Annotated in this window: 12 protein-coding genes; all 12 read left to right on the forward strand. The window is 64.2% G+C overall.

What is annotated here, in order from left to right; all coding sequences use genetic code 11:
• The first annotated feature begins 284 nt into the window (after positions 1-284).
• The gene (locus RTQ83_RS13060; RefSeq protein WP_312515080.1) at positions 285-2,564 is read left to right on the forward strand and encodes an ABC transporter ATP-binding protein; all 2,280 of its coding nucleotides are present in this window, start codon (positions 285-287) and stop codon (positions 2,562-2,564) included.
• Positions 2,565-3,044, forward strand: coding sequence for a DUF1854 domain-containing protein (locus RTQ83_RS13065; protein WP_312515083.1), 480 nt, complete (start codon positions 2,565-2,567; stop codon positions 3,042-3,044).
• A 153-nt stretch (positions 3,045-3,197) separates the two neighbouring features.
• The gene (locus tag RTQ83_RS13070; RefSeq protein ID WP_312515086.1) at positions 3,198-3,734 is read left to right on the forward strand and encodes a pyridoxamine 5'-phosphate oxidase family protein; all 537 of its coding nucleotides are present in this window, start codon (positions 3,198-3,200) and stop codon (positions 3,732-3,734) included.
• A 21-nt stretch (positions 3,735-3,755) separates the two neighbouring features.
• Positions 3,756-5,045 (forward strand): glycosyltransferase, encoded by a 1,290-nt coding sequence (locus tag RTQ83_RS13075; protein ID WP_312515089.1) that lies wholly within the window; start codon positions 3,756-3,758, stop codon positions 5,043-5,045.
• 203 nt (positions 5,046-5,248) lie between these two features.
• Positions 5,249-7,810: an excinuclease ABC subunit UvrA gene (uvrA, locus tag RTQ83_RS13080; RefSeq protein WP_312515092.1), complete on the forward strand. Its 2,562-nt coding sequence runs from the start codon at positions 5,249-5,251 to the stop codon at positions 7,808-7,810.
• Between the two features lie 279 nt (positions 7,811-8,089).
• Positions 8,090-11,602 (forward strand): response regulator, encoded by a 3,513-nt coding sequence (locus tag RTQ83_RS13085; protein ID WP_312515095.1) that lies wholly within the window; start codon positions 8,090-8,092, stop codon positions 11,600-11,602.
• 35 nt (positions 11,603-11,637) lie between these two features.
• Positions 11,638-12,429, forward strand: coding sequence for a CheR family methyltransferase (locus RTQ83_RS13090; RefSeq protein WP_312515142.1), 792 nt, complete (start codon positions 11,638-11,640; stop codon positions 12,427-12,429).
• Positions 12,426-13,043, forward strand: coding sequence for a chemotaxis protein CheB (locus RTQ83_RS13095; RefSeq protein WP_312515098.1), 618 nt, complete (start codon positions 12,426-12,428; stop codon positions 13,041-13,043). Before RTQ83_RS13090 ends, RTQ83_RS13095 begins: the two co-directional genes overlap by 4 nt.
• Positions 13,040-14,254 (forward strand): hybrid sensor histidine kinase/response regulator, encoded by a 1,215-nt coding sequence (locus RTQ83_RS13100; protein ID WP_312515102.1) that lies wholly within the window; start codon positions 13,040-13,042, stop codon positions 14,252-14,254. Before RTQ83_RS13095 ends, RTQ83_RS13100 begins: the two co-directional genes overlap by 4 nt.
• 237 nt (positions 14,255-14,491) lie before the next feature.
• Positions 14,492-15,055, forward strand: a complete 564-nt coding sequence (gene ahpC, locus RTQ83_RS13105) for an alkyl hydroperoxide reductase subunit C (protein WP_290420525.1) — start codon at positions 14,492-14,494, stop codon at positions 15,053-15,055.
• A gap of 142 nt (positions 15,056-15,197) precedes the next feature.
• Positions 15,198-16,766, forward strand: coding sequence for an alkyl hydroperoxide reductase subunit F (ahpF, locus tag RTQ83_RS13110; RefSeq protein WP_312515107.1), 1,569 nt, complete (start codon positions 15,198-15,200; stop codon positions 16,764-16,766).
• 179 nt (positions 16,767-16,945) lie between these two features.
• A partial coding sequence (locus RTQ83_RS13115) for a glycoside hydrolase family 88 protein (RefSeq protein WP_312515110.1) occupies positions 16,946-17,528 on the forward strand: 583 nt, incomplete at its 3' end.

Here is a 17,528-nt window from a genome sequence, read left to right on the forward strand (position 1 = left end):
GGCGGTTTTGCCTTGTTTGCCTGACTGTCCACTACGGTAGCGAAAGCCCGCCGACCGCAGCGCACACCATGCACCCGTCCTGTATACTGTTCGGCTTGCTGCGCCGCAATTCCCATCAATACGCCCCCGCTTGTCATCCAAACGATACCCAAGAACGTTCTAGCGCTCTGTGGAGCGTTTCACGCAATCGCGCGCAAGGTGTATTGACGATCCTCGTGCGTCGCCGAGCCTCCGTACCGCATTACCCTTACCAGAACACATTGCCTGATCAGCGGGCGCAATACATGACAACTCAACAACTTGCTAGTCCGTCGTCCCTGGCGGTAGCCGCCAGTTTTTTGCCTGAAGCCTGGCAAAGTGACGTCGCGAAACAGCTTGCACCAGGGGAAAACGTTTTAGCCGGCGTGGAGGTTGACCTCGACGCCAAATTACATTTTTCAAAAGGCCTGGTGCTGGTGACAAGCCGCCGTCTGCTGGCGCGCGCGCCGGGCGAAACCGGCTGGCGCGACTGGCCGTATCGTGCCGGGCTCGCGCTACGCCATCATGACCATGCCGGTGTCGGGCATCTGGAACTGGTCGACGAGCAGGGTTTGCTGGCATCCTGGCGGTTTACTTTGGGACAGAACCTGCAGGCGATCCGGGTGGTCGACCATTTCGTCGACCAGGTGAAAAGTGTCGTGTCCGGTGTCGCCGTCCAGCCACCCGAGCAGCACACCTGCCCGAGCTGCAAGGCGCCGCTCGAGGCCGACCAGCAAGACTGTCCGATCTGCGAGAAGGTGCTGCATACGCCGCCGTCGACCTGGACCCTGTTCCGCCTGTGGCGCTTCGCCAGGCCGTACAAGGGCCAACTGCTGCTTGGTTTCCTCTTGATGCTGGGTTCGACGGCGGCGCACATGATTCCGCCTTATCTCACTAAGCCGTTGATGGACAATGTGCTGATCCCGTATCAGAACGGCCAGAACATCGACAAGTCGCTGGTCTGGCTGTACATGGGCGGGCTGTTCGGCGCATCGATGCTGGCCTGGGCGCTGGGCTGGGGCAAGACCTATGTGCTGGCGCTGGCGTCCGAGCGCATCAGTGCCGATTTGCGCTCGACCACCTACGATCACCTGCTGCGGCTGTCGCTGGAATATTTCGGCGGCAAACGCACCGGCGACTTGATGAGCCGTATCGGCAGCGGCTCCGACCGCATCAGCGTGTTCCTGTCGCTGCACCTGCTTGACTTCCTGTCCGACGTCTTGCTCATCATCATGACCGGCGTGATCCTGTTCAGCATGAATCCCTGGCTGGCGCTGGTAACCCTGGTGCCGCTGCCGTTCATCGCCTGGATGATCCACGTGGTGCGCGACCGCCTGCGCACCGGCTTCGAAAAGATCGACCGCGTCTGGGGCGAGGTCACCAACGTGCTGGCCGACACCATCCCCGGCATCCGCGTAGTAAAGGCCTTCGCCCAGGAAAAGCGCGAATCGGCGCGCTTCCGCGAAGCGAACAAGCATAACCTGGCCGTCAACGACAAGCTGAACCGGGTGTGGTCGCTGTTCTCGCCGACTGTGTCGCTGCTGACCGAACTCGGTTTGCTGGTGATCTGGATCTTCGGTATCTGGCAAGTGTCGCAGGGCGACATCACGGTCGGCACGCTGACCGCCTTCATCGCCTACAGCGGCCGCTTCTACGTGAAGCTCGATTCGATGAGCCGCATCGTGTCGGTGACGCAGAAGTCGGCCTCGGCCGCCAAGCGCATCTTCGACATTCTCGACCACGTCTCGAGCGTGCCGGACCCGGTCAACCCGGTGAAGGTGGACAAAATCCGCGGCGATATCGAACTGCGCGAAGTCGGTTTCCGCTACGGCAACCGCGCGGTGAACCGCGGCATTTCGCTGAAGATCAACGCCGGCGAGATGGTCGGCCTGGTCGGCCACTCGGGTTCGGGCAAGAGCACGCTGGTCAATCTGATCTGCCGCTTCTACGACGTGGCCGAAGGCGCGATCCTGCTCGACGGCAAGGACATCCGTTCGTTCGCGGTGAGCGATTACCGCCGCAATATCGGCCTGGTGCTGCAGGAACCTTTCCTGTTCTTCGGCACGATTGCTGAGAACATTGCCTACGGCAAGCCGAACGCAACGCGTGAAGAGATCATCGCTTCGGCGCGCGCGGCGCACGCCCATGAATTCATCCTGCGCCTGCCGCAGGGCTACGATTCGATGGTCGGCGAGCGCGGCCAGGGGCTGTCGGGCGGCGAACGCCAGCGCATCTCGATCGCGCGCGCACTGCTGATCGATCCGCCGATCCTGATCCTCGACGAAGCGACCTCGTCGGTGGACTCGGAAACCGAGAAAGAAATCCAGAAGGCGCTCGACAATCTGGTGCAGGGCCGTACCACGATCGCCATCGCGCACCGCCTGTCCACGCTGCACCGCGCCGACCGGCTGGTGGTGCTGGACCGCGGCGTGGTGGTGGAAGAAGGCAGCCACGACGAGCTGATGGCGCGCGAAGGCGCTTACCATCGCCTCTACGAAGCGCAGGCGCGCAATGTGGATCAGGACATGGACGACAAGGACGTATAAATGAGCGCAGTGAACACTACTCCATTTAAATTGCGCCGCGACAGTTTCGGCAAGCTCATCATTACGTTGGAGAGCGGCGAGGAGCACGTCGGCGTGATGCCGGTGCGCGCCTTCCCGATCCAGGCGCCGACCAAGGGCATCTCGCTGGTGCGCGATGGCGGCAAGGAAGTGGCCTGGATCGACGACCTGGCCGAGATGCCGGAAGAGATCCGCACCCTGGTGCGCGAAGAGATCGAAGGGCGCGAGTTCATTCCCGAGATCGTGCGCATCAAGGACGTGTCGAGCTTTGCCACGCCGTGTACCTGGTTCGTCGAGACCGATCGCGGCGATACCCAGTTCGTGCTGAAGGTGGACGAGGATATCCGGCGCATCGGCGAAGCGTCGCTGCTGGTGGCGGACAGCCACGGCATCAATTTCCTGGTGCGCGATATGTACCGGATCGACAAGCACAGTCGCAAGATTCTGGACCGCTTTCTGTAAGCGTTCGGGGCTTGCCGAACGGAAGCGACGAACCGGCTTTGTACCGGCGGCCAGTGGCATGGCCGCCATCCGTACGTCCGCCAACATACCGGCGGTTACAGGAACGTTAAAGTTGTCTCATCGGCCATGTGGCCAGGCTTTCAGGAGACAACCATGGATTCCATCAACCGCAATCAACCCGAAGAAAACCGCCGCGACCTGAGCGGCGCCGATGCCATCGAGCGCATCAAGGACATGATCGAGGATGCTGACACCTGCTTCCTGTGCACCGGCGGCAGCCTCGGCCCGAGCCGCGGCGTGCGCCCGATGAGCGTGCGCGAAGTCGACGACAACGGCACCATCTGGTTCCTCAGCAGCGTCGACAGCCACAAGAACCATGAGCTGGAGACCAATCCGATGGTCAAGCTGATGTTCCAGGCCGACAAGCACGCCGGCTTCCTGGAGATCGACGGCCACGCCGAGATCTCGCAGGACAAGGCGCGCATCAAGCAGCTGTGGGATTCGCACCTGAAGGTGTGGTTCACCGAAGGCGAGGACGATCCGCGCATCACCGTGCTCAAGGTCACGCCGAAAATCGGCTATTACTGGGACAACAAGCACGGCCAGCTGGTGGCCGGCGCCAAGATGGCGGTCGGCGCCGTGATCGGCAAGACGCTCGACGATTCGATCGAAGGCACGCTGACCTTCTAAGCGGTCGCGGCGGGCGCAGGCGTGCAATTTACGCTGGTCACGATCGGCTCGGCCGGCGACCTGTTTCCCTTCCTCTGGATCGGACGGGCGCTGGCGGCGCGCGGGCACCGGGTGGCGCTGCTCGGTCCCGAGCAGCACGCGCCGTATGTCGAAGCGGCCGGGCTGAGCTTCCACGGCTTGCCGGCCGACCCGGCCGTGCTCGACCATCCCGATCTGTGGCATGCGACGCGCGGCCTGGCCGTGGTGTGGCAGGCCACGCGGCCGGCGATGGCGCAGTTGCCGGCGCTGGTCGAGGCCTTGTCGAACGACAAGGAACATGTACTGCTGGCGCATCCGCTGGCCTTGCCCGAAGCCGACCTGTGCCGCCGCGCGCAGCCGGCGTTAAAGATCGCGGCCGCCTACCTGGCGCCGTCGAACCTGCCGACCGTCCACGATCCGCTGCTGCTGGGCCCGTGGCCGGTGCCGCGCTGGGTGCCGCATAGTGCACGGCGCCGGCTGTGGCGTGCGCTGGCGGCGCGCTTCATCGATCCGGTCGCCTTGCCCGACCTGAACCGGGAGCGCGCGGCGCGCGGCCTGGCGCCGGTCCGCAGCCTGATCGATTACATCCTCGGCATTGCCGACCTGTCACTGGCCCTGTTCCCCGACTGGTTCGCCGCGCCACCGCCGGACTGGCCGCAGCCGCTGCACCAGGCCGGTTTCCCGCTGTACGACCCCGCACCAGACGCGGCGCCCAGCGCCGAACTGCGCGCCTTTCTCGACGCCGGACCGCCGCCGGTAGTATTCACGCCCGGCACCGGCAACCGCCAGGCGCGCGCCTATTTCGAAGCCGCAGCGCAAGCCGTGAATCAGCTCGGCCTGCGCGCCATTTTCCTGACCCCGCACCGCGACCAGATCGCGTCATCATTGCCCCCGACTATCTGCTGGCAGGATTACGTGCCATTGAACGCGCTGCTACCGCACGTGGCCGCGCTGGCCCACCACGGCGGCATCGGCACCACCGCCGAAGCCTTGCGCGCCGGCACCCCGCAACTGGTGGTGCCGCTCGCCCACGACCAGTTCGACAACGCCGCCCGGGTCGTGGCGCTGGGCGCCGGCGCCAGCCTGCATGCGGCGCGCGTGACGCCCGCGCGCATGGCCGCCGCGCTGCGCCGGGTAGTCGGCGTCGAACAAGTTACTCAGCGCAGCGCCGAGATAGCGCAACGCTTTACCGCGCCGCCCGCCATCGAGTCCTTGTGCAACCGACTAGAAACACTAGCGCACAACCAGTCTTTCAATCCCCGGGGTCAGATCCGAAAAGTAGACACGAACTGAGCTATAAAGTTTTAAGAACGCCATCAAACACTGCTTTTGACTCGGCATGGTGCGCGTTTCGGCTGAGCTCGTGTCCACTTTTCGGATCTGACCCCATCGAGGGAAGGGAAATGCGGTGTCGAAGGCGTTATTGTTGGAAAGCGCACTGACATCAGTCGGGCCCGGCGGTTGAATGGGGGATCGTCGATGATGTCGGAGGGCAGATGCCCAGCAATAAGAACGCAAAGAATCCCCAGCAGCACGTCCAGCTCGCCGTGGAAGACGGTTATGTCCATGTGCGTGGTGCGCGCGAGCATAATCTGAAGAACGTCAGCCTTGATATCCCGCGCGGGGCGCTGGTGGTGTTCACCGGTGTGTCCGGCTCCGGCAAATCGTCGCTGGCGTTCGGCACGCTGTATGCGGAGGCGCAGCGGCGCTATCTGGAATCGGTGTCGCCCTACGCGCGCCGCCTGTTCCACCAGATGCCGGTGCCCGAGGTGGACGAGATCGAAGGGTTGCCGCCGGCGGTGGCGCTGCAGCAGCAACGCGGCACGCCAACTGCGCGCTCGTCGGTGGGCAGCGTCAGCACGCTGAGCAATTCGCTGCGCATGCTGTATTCGCGCGCCGGCGACTATCCGCCCGGCCAGGAATTGTTGTACGCCGAATCGTTCTCGCCCAACACGCCGCAGGGCGCCTGCCCGCGCTGCTCGGGCCTGGGCCGCATCTATGACGTGACCGAGCAGTCGCTGGTGCCGGACGACAGTCTCACCATCCGCGAACGTGCGGTCGCCGCTTGGCCGCCGGCCTGGCATGGCCAGAACCTGCGCGACATCCTGGTGACGATGGGCTACGACGTCGATACCCCGTGGCGCGACCTGCCGAAGAAGGACCGCGACTGGATCCTGTTCACCGACGAGACCCCGACCGTGCCGGTCTACGCCGGCCTCACGCCGAAAGAGACCAAGGCCGCGCTCAAGCGCAAGGACACGCCCAGCTACCAGGGCACCTTCACCGGCGCGCGCCGCTACGTGCTGCAGACCTTCGCCAATACCGAAAGCGCGTCGATGAAGAAGCGCGTGGCGCGCTATATGGTCAGCAATGCCTGCCCGGAATGCGAAGGCAAGCGCCTGCGGCGCGAGTCGCTGTCGGTCACCTTCGCCGGTCTCGACATCGCCGAACTGTCGCGCCAGCCGCTGGAAAAGCTGGCGCGCCTGATCAAGCCGTACACCGAAACCGAGGGCAAGGTCGACAAGGCCGACGCCAAACTGCATAACGAGCAATTGATCGTGCGCCGGCGTATTGCCGCCGACCTGGCCGCGCGCCTCGAGGTACTGCTTGCCATGGGCCTGGGTTACCTGGCGCTGGAACGCAGCACGCCGACGCTGTCGCCGGGCGAACTGCAGCGCCTGCGCCTGGCGACCCAGGTGCGCTCGAGCCTGTTCGGCGTGGTGTACGTGTTGGATGAACCGTCGGCCGGCCTGCATCCGGCCGATACCGAAGCCTTGCTCGATGCGCTGGCCCAGCTGAAAGCGGCCGGCAACTCGCTGTTCGTGGTCGAGCACGCGCTGGACGTGATCCGCCAGGCCGACTGGTTAGTGGACGTCGGCCCACTGGCGGGCGAGCGCGGCGGCGAGATCCTGTACAGCGGCGTGCCGGAAGGATTGCGCAAGGTCGAGGAGTCGCAGACCCGGCGCTACCTGTTCAACGAAGCGCCGGCGCCGGGCCGCACGCCGCGCGAGCCGACCGGCTGGCTCAAGCTCGAAGGCGTGCGCCGCAACAACCTGGATGGCCTGGCGGTCGATTTCCCGCTCGGCGTCCTGACCAGCGTGACCGGCGTCTCCGGCTCGGGCAAGTCGAGCCTGGTGAGCCAGGTGCTGGTCGAACTGGTCGGCAGTGCGCTGGGGCAGGGCGGTGCGGTCGAGGAAGAACAATCCGAGGAGCCGGACCTGGAGCGCGACGAAGCGCTGCCGCTGGAAGGCCGCATCGTGGCCGGCATGGAAGGCGTCAAGCGCATGGTGCGGGTCGACCAGAAGCCGATCGGGCGCACGCCGCGCTCGAACCTGGCCACTTACACCGGCCTGTTCGACGGCGTGCGCAAGCTGTTCGCGGCCACGCCGGATGCGAAGAAGCGGCGCTATGATGCCGGCCGCTTTTCGTTCAACGTCGCCAAGGGCCGCTGCGAGCATTGCGCCGGCGAAGGCTTCGTCATGGTCGAGCTGCTGTTCCTGCCCAGCGTGTATGCGCCGTGCCCGACCTGCGAAGGCGCGCGCTACAACGCCAAGACGCTGGAAGTGACTTATCGCGGCAAGAACATCGCCGAGGTACTGGGCATGACGGTGGGCGAGGCGATCGATTTTTTCGCCGGCGAGCCGCTGGTGGAACGCGCGCTCGAAGTATTAAAGGAGGTCGGCCTGGACTACTTGCGCCTGGGCCAGCCGGCCACCGAGCTGTCGGGCGGCGAAGCGCAGCGCATCAAGCTGGCCACCGAACTGCAGCGCGCTACGCGCGGCAATACCTTGTATGTGCTGGACGAGCCGACCACCGGACTGCACCCGGTCGACGCCGACCGCCTGATGGTGCAGCTGAACCGGCTGGTCGATGCCGGCAACACGGTGGTGGTAGTCGAGCACACGATGCGGGTGGTGGCGGGCAGCGACTGGGTGATCGACATCGGGCCCGGCGCTGGCGAGGAGGGCGGCAAGGTGGTGGCGTCCGGTCCGCCGCAGGAGGTCGCGCGCAACAAAGTCAGCCGCACGGCGCCGTATTTGCGCAAGCATCTGGCGTGATCGCGTGATGGTGAGGTGGCGTAGGGGTGGTGGCGAAGCCGCCAACCCCACGAGCCGCAGCGATCGAATTGTTAAGCCCCGGTCGGCACCGCAAAGCGTCTCGTGGTAAGGTTCGCCTTCCTCCGCGCACCCGTACGTGCGCGCAATCCATAAGCATTTTGATAATATCCTCGACGCGCAGGCAGCCGCACGTTTGCGCACGACCGTGCGTCTCCAGTGTGCGCGTGAATTCACATCTGCGTTACACTTAGGATATTTTTTTCTATCAAAACAACAGGCATGGCCGGTCCAACCATCGATAACAGCGAGTTTCGTCGCATTCTGACCCGTAACGTCGCGCTTCCTCTGGGGATGAGCATCCTGAGCGCGGTCGTTTTCATCGGCGTCATTGCGTACCTGATCAATAACATGACCTGGGTCGAGCATTCCCAGAAGGTGATCGGCAACGCGCATGAAATCCGCAAGCTGTCGGCCGAGATGGAGTCGGGCATGCGCGGCTACCTGCTGGCCGGTGACGAGGAATTCCTGTCGCCTTACCTGTTGTCGGCCGAGCGCATGAACGGGTCGATCGAGACCCTGGCCGAGCTGGTCAAGGACAACGCGCCCCAGGCCGAGCGCGTCACGCGCATCGCCCAGATCCAGAAGCAGTGGGAAGCGTTCGCCAACGACATGATCGGGCGCCGCCGCGCCAATAACCTGAGCTATATCGATGCCGTCGGCAGCGGACGCGGACGCCTGCTGACCGACGAGATGCGGCGCAGCTTCGACCTGGTACTGGCCAATGAGTCGCGCCTGCTGCAAGAGCGCAGCGACACCGCGCGCCGCACCACGTTCTGGTCGGTGGCGATCTTCCTGATCCTGAGCGCCGCGGTCGGCGCCGGCCTGGCCGCCTTCGGCCGCCGTCAGCTGGTGCGCCTGTCGACCACTTATAACGACGTGCTGTCGCACGAAGCCGAGCACAATGAAAAGCTGCGCCACCAGGACTGGCTGCGCAAGGGCCAGAACGACCTGACGGTGCGCAGCGCTGGCATCCACAACCTGGAGCCGCTGGCCGACGCCCTGCTGCCCTACGTGGTGAAATACCTGGACGGCGCGGTCGGCGCCATGTACGTGCGCTCTGACGACGGCATCATGCGCCGCATCGGCGCCTATGGCTTTGCCCATAGCGACGAGCAGCGCGCCGAGCTGATCCAGCCGGGTACGACGCTGGCCAGCAAGGCGGCCGAGGAAAACCGCCTGATGGTGCTGCGCGACCTGCCGGGCGACTACATCAAGATCGCCACCGCGCTCGGCGAAGCGACCCCGCGCGCCCTGATCATCGCGCCGTTCTACAACCACGGCAAGGTCAAGGGCGTGTTCGAGATCGCCTTCCTGGGAGAGATCGGCGAGCGCGAGCAGGAATTCCTGGAATTCGTGGCGCCCGCGGTCGGCGCCTCGATGGCCGCCGTGCTGTACCGCCAGCGCCTGCAGGACGCGCTGGAAGAAAGCCAGACCCTGAACGAAGAACTGCAGGTGCAGCAGGAAGAACTGCGCACCGCCAACGAAGAGCTGGAAGAACAGTCGCGCGCACTGGAAGAATCGCAGTCGGCGCTGGAAAACCAGCAGGCCGAGCTGCGCACCACCAACGACCAGCTGGCCGAGCAGGCGCTCAACCTGGACATGAAGAACTCGGCGCTGCAATCGGCGCAGGAGCAGCTGCAGCAGCGCGCCATCGATCTCGAGAGCGCCAGCCGCTACAAGTCCGAGTTCCTGGCGAATATGTCGCACGAGCTGCGCACGCCTTTGAACAGCTCGCTGATCCTGGCGAAACTGCTGGCCGACAATACCAGCGGCAACCTGAGCGACGAGCAGGTGCGCTTCGCCCAGACCATCTATTCGGCCGGCAACGACCTGCTGCAGCTGATCAACGACATCCTCGACATTTCGAAGGTCGAGGCCGGCAAGCTGGAACTGGTGCCGGAAGACGTGCCGGTGCGGCGCGTGGTCGAGGGCCTGGTGCGCACCTTCGAGCCGCTGGCGCTGCAAAAGCAGCTCGACTTCAAGGTGACGGTGGCGCCGGAGGTGCCGGCCACGCTGCATACCGACCGCCAGCGCATCGAGCAGGTGCTGAAAAACCTGCTGTCGAACGCCGTGAAGTTCACCGACAGCGGTTCGGTCAGCATGGACGTGCTGGTCGCGCCGGACGGCGCGGTGGCGTTCCGGGTGCAGGATACCGGCATCGGCATCGCCCCCGACCAACAGGAAAAGATCTTCGACGCCTTCCACCAGGCCGACGGCACCACCAGCCGCCGCTTCGGCGGCACCGGCCTCGGCCTGTCGATCTCGCGCGACCTGACCCGCCTGCTGGGCGGTTCGATGGCCGTGTCCAGCGCGCCGGGCGAGGGCAGCGTGTTCACCCTGACCCTGCCGCGCGGCATCCCGGCGGTACCGCCGGCCGCCACCCCGATCGTGGCCGGCACCGCCAGCGTGGCCAATGTGTCGGCGCCGGTGTACACGGCAGCCACCTCGACCATCCAGATCAGCGCGCCGGCGCCGGTGGCCACGGCCGCCGCCGAGGCCGAACCGCTGGCCACCTTCCCGGACGACCGCGACAAGCCGGCCAACGGCCGCCGCACCGTGCTGGTGGTGGAAGACGAAGCGCCGTTCGCGCGCATCCTGTACGACCTGGCGCGCGAACTGGATTACCGCTGCCTGGTGGGCATGAGCGCCGACGAAGGCATCGCCCTGGCCGCCAGCCAGCGTCCCGACGCCATCCTGCTGGACGTGCGCCTGCCGGACCGTTCCGGCCTGACCGTGCTGCAACAGCTGAAGGACAATCCATCCACCCGCCACATCCCGGTGCACGTGCTGTCGAGCATCGAGAGCAGCGGCGAAGCGCTGCACCTGGGCGCGATCGGCTATGCGCTGAAGCCGAGCTCGCGCGAAGAGCTGGAAGACGTTTTCCGCAAGCTGCAGGAAAAGTCGACCCAGAAGATCAAGCGCGTGCTGCTGGTCGAGGACGACGAGCGCCAGCGCGACAGCGTGACCCAGCTGATCAAGGACGACGACGTCGAGATCGCCGCCGTCGGCACCGCCAGCGAAGCGCTCAAGCTGCTGAAAAACGAGATCTACGATTGCATGATCATCGACCTGAAATTGCCGGACATGCAGGGCGGCGAGCTGCTTGAGCGCATGTCGCAGGAAGAGCTATGCTCGTTCCCGCCGGTGATCGTGTACACCGGCCGCAACCTGACGCGCGACGAGGAAGCGCAACTGCTGCGCTACTCGCGCTCGATCATCATCAAGGGCGCCCGTTCGCCGGAGCGCCTGCTGGACGAAGTGACGCTGTTCCTGCACAAGGTCGAATCCGAGCTGTCGAGCGAGCGCCAGAGCATGCTCAAGGCGGTGCGCGGACGCGACCGCGTGTTCGAGGGCCGCACCATCCTGCTGGTGGACGACGACGTGCGCAATGTGTTCGCATTGACCAGCGCGCTGGAGCAGCGCGGCGCCAAGGTCGAAGTCGGCCGCAACGGCTTCGAGGCGATCGCGAAACTGGATGAAGTGCCGGGCATCGACTTGGTGCTGATGGATGTCATGATGCCGGGCATGGATGGCCTGGAAGCGACGCGCCGCATCCGCGCCGACGGCCGCTTCGACCGCCTGCCGATCATCGCCATCACCGCCAAGGCGATGAAGGACGACCAGGAGCAATGCCTGAACGCCGGCGCCAACGATTACCTGGCCAAACCGATCGACCTCTCCCGCCTGTACTCGCTGCTGCGGGTCTGGATGCCAACCCTGGAGCGCATTTGAGCAAGCCGCCAAGCGACTTCGACATCGAGCTGCGGATGCTCGTCGAAGCCGTGTATTTGAAATACAACTACGATTTCCGCGACTACACCGGCGCCTCGCAGAAGCGCCGGGTGCTGGTCGCCATGCGCGAAATGGAATGCGACACCGTGTCGGCGCTGCAGGCCAAGGTGCTGCACGAGCCGAACGGCTTCGCCCAGCTGCTGCAATACCTGACGATTCCCGTCACCGAGATGTTCCGCGACCCGGATTACTTCATGGCGATCCGCGACCAGGTGGCGCCGCTGCTGAGCACGTATCCATCGCTCAAGATCTGGGTGGCCGGCTGCAGCACCGGCGAAGAAGTGTATTCGCTGGCGATCCTGCTCAAGGAAGAAGGGCTGCTCGAGCGCAGCATCATCTACGCCACCGACATCAATCCCGAGTCGCTGGAAGCGGCGCGACGTGGCGTGTTTCCGCTCGACCGCATGCGCCTGTACACCGAGAACTACCAGAAGGCGGGCGGCAAGGCCGCGTTCTCGGACTATTACACGGCGGCCTATGGCGGCGCCCGTTTCGACCGCGAGCTGATCGAGAACGTGACCTTCGCCGACCATAGCCTGGCCACCGACAGCGTGTTCTCGGAAACCCATTTCGTCAGCTGCCGCAATGTGCTGATCTATTTCAACCGGCGCCTGCAGGACCGCGTGTTCGGCCTGTTCCACGAGTCGCTGTGCCACCGCGGCTTCCTGGGCCTGGGCAGCAAGGAAAGCATCGACTTTTCCAGCTACGCCGAGCGCTTCGAACCGCTGGCGCGGCGCGAGCGCCTGTTCCGCAAGGTGGCTGCATGAAACCCGTAGCGACTCCCGAGCAGCAGCTGGCACCCCTGATAAAGGGCCGCCAGGTCGAGCTGGTCGTGATCGGCGGCTCCGCCGGCGGAGTCGATGCCCTGGTTGCGCTGCTGCCGACGCTGCCGGAAGGCTTCCGCCCGGCCGTGGCCTGTATCCTGCACGTGCCGGCCGACCGCGAAAGCCGCCTGGCCGAATTGTTCGACGCCCGCACCGCGCTGCCGGTGCGCGAGGCGCGCGACAAGCAGCCGATCGAGCCGGGCAATGTGTATTTCGCCGGCGCCGGTTATCATCTGTCAATCGAGGACGACCGCAGCTTTTCGCTCAGCTGCGAAGCGCCCGTGCATTTCGCGCGCCCGGCGATCGACGTCCTGATGGAATCGGCCGCCGACGTGTATGGCGAGCGGATGGTCGGCATCCTGCTCACCGGCGCCAACTATGATGGCGCCGACGGCATGTGCCGCATCCGCGAGCAGGGTGGCCTGACCATCGTACAAGACCCACAAGAAGCACAGTCCAATACCATGCCCCAGGAAGCAATCCGGCGCTGCGCCCCGCACCTGGTGCTGCCGCTGTCCGGCATCCGCACCGTGTTGCCCCTGTTGGAGACACCATGAGCGAACAAGAACATAGCAAGATCCTGATCGTCGACGACCTGCCCGAAAACCTGCAGGCACTGGAAGCGCTGCTGCGCCACGACCAGCGCGTGATCCACCAGGCCAGTTCCGGCGAGGACGCACTGGCGCTGCTGCTGCAGCACGAATTCGCGCTCGCCATCCTCGACGTGCAGATGCCGGGCATGAACGGCTTCGAGCTGGCCGAGATGATGCGTTCGACCTCGCGTACGCGCCACATCCCGATCGTGTTCGTCTCGGCCGCCGGGCGCGAACTCGATTACGCCTTCAAGGGCTACGAGACCGGCGCGGTCGACTTCATGTACAAGCCGCTCGACTCGGACGCGGTGCGCAGCAAGGTCAATGTGTTCGTGGCGCTGGATCAGCAGCGCCGCGAGACCGCGCGCCAGATGATCGCGTTAGAAAAGAGCCGGCAGGAACAGGAAACCCTGCTGCGCGAGCTGAACCAGACCCAGCAGGAACTGCAGCGCTCGCTGAAGATGCGCGACGAATTCATGTCGCTGGTGGCGCACGAACTGCGCACGCCATTGAATACCCTGTTCCTGGAAACCCAGATGCGCAGCCTGCAGCTGAAGCGCGGCAACAGCGCCGCCTTCGGGCCGCAGCAGATGGAAGGCATGATCCAGCGCGACGAGCGCCAGATCAAGTCGATGATCCGCCTGATCGACGACATGCTCGACGTTTCGCGCATGCGCAGCGGCAAGCTGTCGATCCGTCCGGCCCAGGTCGAGCTGATGAAGCTGCTGGAGCGGGTGGTGAGCGACCTGTCGCTGCAGGCGGCCACTACCGGCAATGCCCTGACCCTGGTGCCGCACGCGCCGGTGACCGGTTGCTGGGACGAGTTCCGGGTCGAGCAGGTGATCGTCAACCTGCTGACCAATGCGCTGCGCTACGGCTGCGGCCAGCCGGTGCAGGTGAGTGTCGACCGCCTTGGCGACCTGGTGCGCATCGACGTGCGTGACCACGGCAAGGGCATCGCCCCGGCTGACCTCGACCGCATCTTCGAGCCCTATGAACGGGGCGCGCGCAACGGCGAGCCGAAGGGCCTCGGGTTGGGCCTGTACATCTCGCGCCAGCTGGCGATCTCGCACGGTGGCGAACTGCGCGTGACCAGCACGCCGGGCGAGGGCTCGACCTTCAGCCTGGTGCTGCCGTGCAGCGAGCATCCGGTGTGCGCTGAAGCGGACGTATAACGCTCGGCTGCCAACCCAGGCACCTTCTTCCCAAACGAAACGCCGGTTGCACCCGCTTGCCATTTGCGACACACTGTGCGGGCTTCGAGTTTGGCCTGTCTCAGCGAGATGGGCCAAACAATACTTGACTGATAGGTAAAATCAATCAAGAATATCGGATCAATCAATTTCACAAACGGCGGGCAGAACGATAAACTGCTTGTCATCACGTTTCATCAACCCCAAACAGGAGATTCCATGTCCCTCATCAATACCCAGATCAAGCCGTTCAAAGCAACCGCTTACCACAACGGCAAGTTCATCGACCTGACCGAAGAGAACTTCAAGGGCACCTGGTCGGTGGTGATGTTCTACCCGGCCGACTTCACCTTCGTCTGCCCGACCGAACTGGAAGATCTGGCAGCGTTCCAGCCTGAATTCGAAAAGCTGGGCGTCAATGTCTACGGCGTCTCGACCGACAGCCACTTCGCTCACAAAGCATGGCATGACACCTCGGACGCGATCAAGAAAGTGAACTACCCGCTGATCGGCGACCCGACCGGCACCCTGTCGCGCAACTTCGAAGTCATGATCGAAGAAGAAGGCATGGCACTGCGCGGTACCTTCGTCATCAACCCAGAAGGCCAGATCAAGGTCATGGAAGTGCACGACAACGGCATCGGCCGCGACGCTTCGGAACTGATGCGTAAAGTCAAGGCTGCCCAGTACGTCGCTTCGCACCCAGGCGAAGTCTGCCCAGCCAAGTGGACGGAAGGCGCAGAAACCCTGACCCCGTCGCTGGACCTGGTCGGCAAGATCTAAGCTTTACCCGGTAGTTAAGTAGCACCCTTGAAACGGGCCGCTGCGGCGGCCCGCTTCATTAGAGTGCCTACCAAAACCTTCGGCCGAAGCTTTTGTTAAGCACTCTCGACATATCATCCGTAATCAATACAAGGAAAACATCATGCTTGACGCGACCCTGAAGAAACAGTTGCAAGCCTATCTGGAAAAAGTGGTGCAGCCGATCGAGCTGGTTGCGTCGCTCGACGATTCGCCGAAATCGCGCGAAATGGACGAGCTGCTGCGCGAAATCGCCGAGCTGTCCAACAAGATCACCGTGCGCCAGGAAGCCAACGAGCGCACCCCGTCGTTCGCCATCAACCGCGTCGGCACCGATATCGGCGTGCGTTTCGCCGGCATCCCGCTGGGCCACGAATTCACCTCGCTGGTGCTGGCCCTGCTGCACGTCGGCGGCCACACCATCAAGCTGGAGCAGTCGGTCATCGACCAGATCGCCAGCCTGGACGGCGACTATGTGTTCGAAACCTACATCTCGCTGTCGTGCCACAACTGCCCGGAAGTCGTGCAGGCACTGAACACGATGTCGGTGATCAACCCGCGTATCAAGGTCGTGACCATCGACGGTGGCGTGTTCAAGAAAGAAGTCGAAGACAAGCAGATCCTGGCCGTGCCGATGATGTTCCTGAATGGCCAGCACTTCGGCCAGGGCCGCACCAACGTCGAAGAGATCCTGTCCAAGATCGACGTCAAGGGTGGCGAAAAGAAAGCCGCTGAGCTGAGCAAGAAAGAGCCGTTCGACGTGCTGATCGTCGGCGGCGGTCCTGCCGGCGCGGCTGCCGCGATCTACGCGGCCCGCAAAGGCATCCGCACCGGCGTGCTGGCCGACCGCTTCGGCGGCCAGGTGCTCGACACCCTGGCGATCGAGAACTTCGTGTCGCTGAAGGAAACCGACGGCCCGAAATTCGCCGTCGCCCTGGAAGAGCACGTCAAGCACTACGACGTCGACATCATGAACACCCAGCGCGCCAACAAGCTGGTGGGCGGCAAGCTGATCGAAGTGCATACCGAAAGCGGTGCGGTGCTGAAGGCCAAGTCGGTGATCGTCTCGACCGGCGCCCGCTGGCGCGAAATCAACGTGCCGGGCGAAAAAGAGTACAAGAACCACGGCGTGGCGTACTGCCCGCACTGCGACGGTCCGCTGTTCAAGGGCAAGCGCGTGTCGGTGATCGGTGGCGGCAACTCGGGCGTGGAAGCGGCGATCGACCTGGCCGGTATCGTCAAGGAAGTGACGCTGATCGAGTACGGCAATGAACTGCGCGCCGATGCGGTGCTGCAGCGCAAGCTGAACTCGCTGCCGAACGTGAAGGTGATCAAGTCGGCCCAGACCACCGAGATCCACGGCGACGGCAAGATCGTCAACGGCCTGAGCTACAAGGACCGCACCACCGGCGAGACCCACAAGCTGGACCTGGAAGGGGTGTTCGTGCAGATCGGCCTGGTGCCGAACGCCGAGTGGCTGAAGGGTACGATCGAACTGTCGGCGCATGGCGAGATCGAGATCGACGCTCGCGGCCACACCTCGATGCCGGGCGTGTTCGCCGCCGGCGACGTGACCACGGTGCCGTTCAAGCAGATCGTCATCGCCGTGGGCGAGGGCGCCAAGGCATCGCTGGCCGCGTTCGACTACCTGATCCGCCAGCCGGTGGAAGAGGAAGAGCAGAAGGCAGCTTAAGCACCATCCGGCGGACCGTGACGGTCCGCTGCGCGACAAGACAAACGCCGCTTCCCTGAGGGAAGTGGCGTTTTTTTTCGTCTGGCGGATGCAAAAAACTGCATGGATCATGCAAAACCCCGTGTTTTCAGGCGCCGGCGGTCGGGATTCAAGGCTTGGGCGACGCGTGCCGTGCTACCTTGATCGGCGAGCTCAACCGCACGATCGAGAAGATGAATCCGACCAGATACCTGATTGCCGTCCTGGCCACGCTGAGCGTGCTGCTCGCGGGCTGTGCCGGAGCCCCCACGCGCGATCACGGCGTCACTCGCGCCCAGGCCGTGGCCGTGATCGACAAGGTGAACACTTACTGGCAGGCGCGCACGCCCGCCACCGAGTGGGCGTTCTGGAACGTGGCGGCCTATCATACCGGCAATATCGAGGCCTATCGCGTCACCGGCAATCCGGCCTATTTGCGTTACTCCGAAGCCTGGGCCGAGCACAACCGCTGGATGGGTGCGAAGTCGACCGACCGAGCGCAATGGAAGTATAGCTACGGCGAAACCGACGACTACGTGCTGTTCGGCGACTGGCAGATCGCCTTCCAGACCTACGCCGATTTGTACGAACTGAAGCGAGACCCGCAGCGCATCGCGCGTGCCCGCGAAGTCATGGAATACCAGATGAGTACGCCCAACCGCGATTACTGGTGGTGGGCCGATGGCCTCTACATGGTGATGCCGGTGATGACCAAACTGTACAGGATCACCGGCGACCGGCGCT

This window comes from Massilia sp. (assembly GCF_031995545.1).
Taxonomy (GTDB): domain Bacteria; phylum Pseudomonadota; class Gammaproteobacteria; order Burkholderiales; family Burkholderiaceae_D; genus Telluria.

Bases quoted from the DNA above. Each gene is read 5' to 3' on its own strand.
- RTQ83_RS13090 (WP_312515142.1), top strand. From the start codon at position 11,638: ATGCTCGTCGAAGCCGTGTATTTGAAATACAACTACGATTTCCGCGAC.
- RTQ83_RS13100 (WP_312515102.1), top strand. From the start codon at position 13,040: ATGAGCGAACAAGAACATAGCAAGATCCTGATCGTCGACGACCTGCCC.
- uvrA (WP_312515092.1), top strand. From the start codon at position 5,249: ATGCCCAGCAATAAGAACGCAAAGAATCCCCAGCAGCACGTCCAGCTC.
- RTQ83_RS13095 (WP_312515098.1), top strand. From the start codon at position 12,426: ATGAAACCCGTAGCGACTCCCGAGCAGCAGCTGGCACCCCTGATAAAG.
- RTQ83_RS13060 (WP_312515080.1), top strand. From the start codon at position 285: ATGACAACTCAACAACTTGCTAGTCCGTCGTCCCTGGCGGTAGCCGCC.
- RTQ83_RS13085 (WP_312515095.1), top strand. From the start codon at position 8,090: ATGGCCGGTCCAACCATCGATAACAGCGAGTTTCGTCGCATTCTGACC.
- RTQ83_RS13070 (WP_312515086.1), top strand. From the start codon at position 3,198: ATGGATTCCATCAACCGCAATCAACCCGAAGAAAACCGCCGCGACCTG.
- ahpC (WP_290420525.1), top strand. From the start codon at position 14,492: ATGTCCCTCATCAATACCCAGATCAAGCCGTTCAAAGCAACCGCTTAC.
- RTQ83_RS13065 (WP_312515083.1), top strand. From the start codon at position 2,565: ATGAGCGCAGTGAACACTACTCCATTTAAATTGCGCCGCGACAGTTTC.
- ahpF (WP_312515107.1), top strand. From the start codon at position 15,198: ATGCTTGACGCGACCCTGAAGAAACAGTTGCAAGCCTATCTGGAAAAA.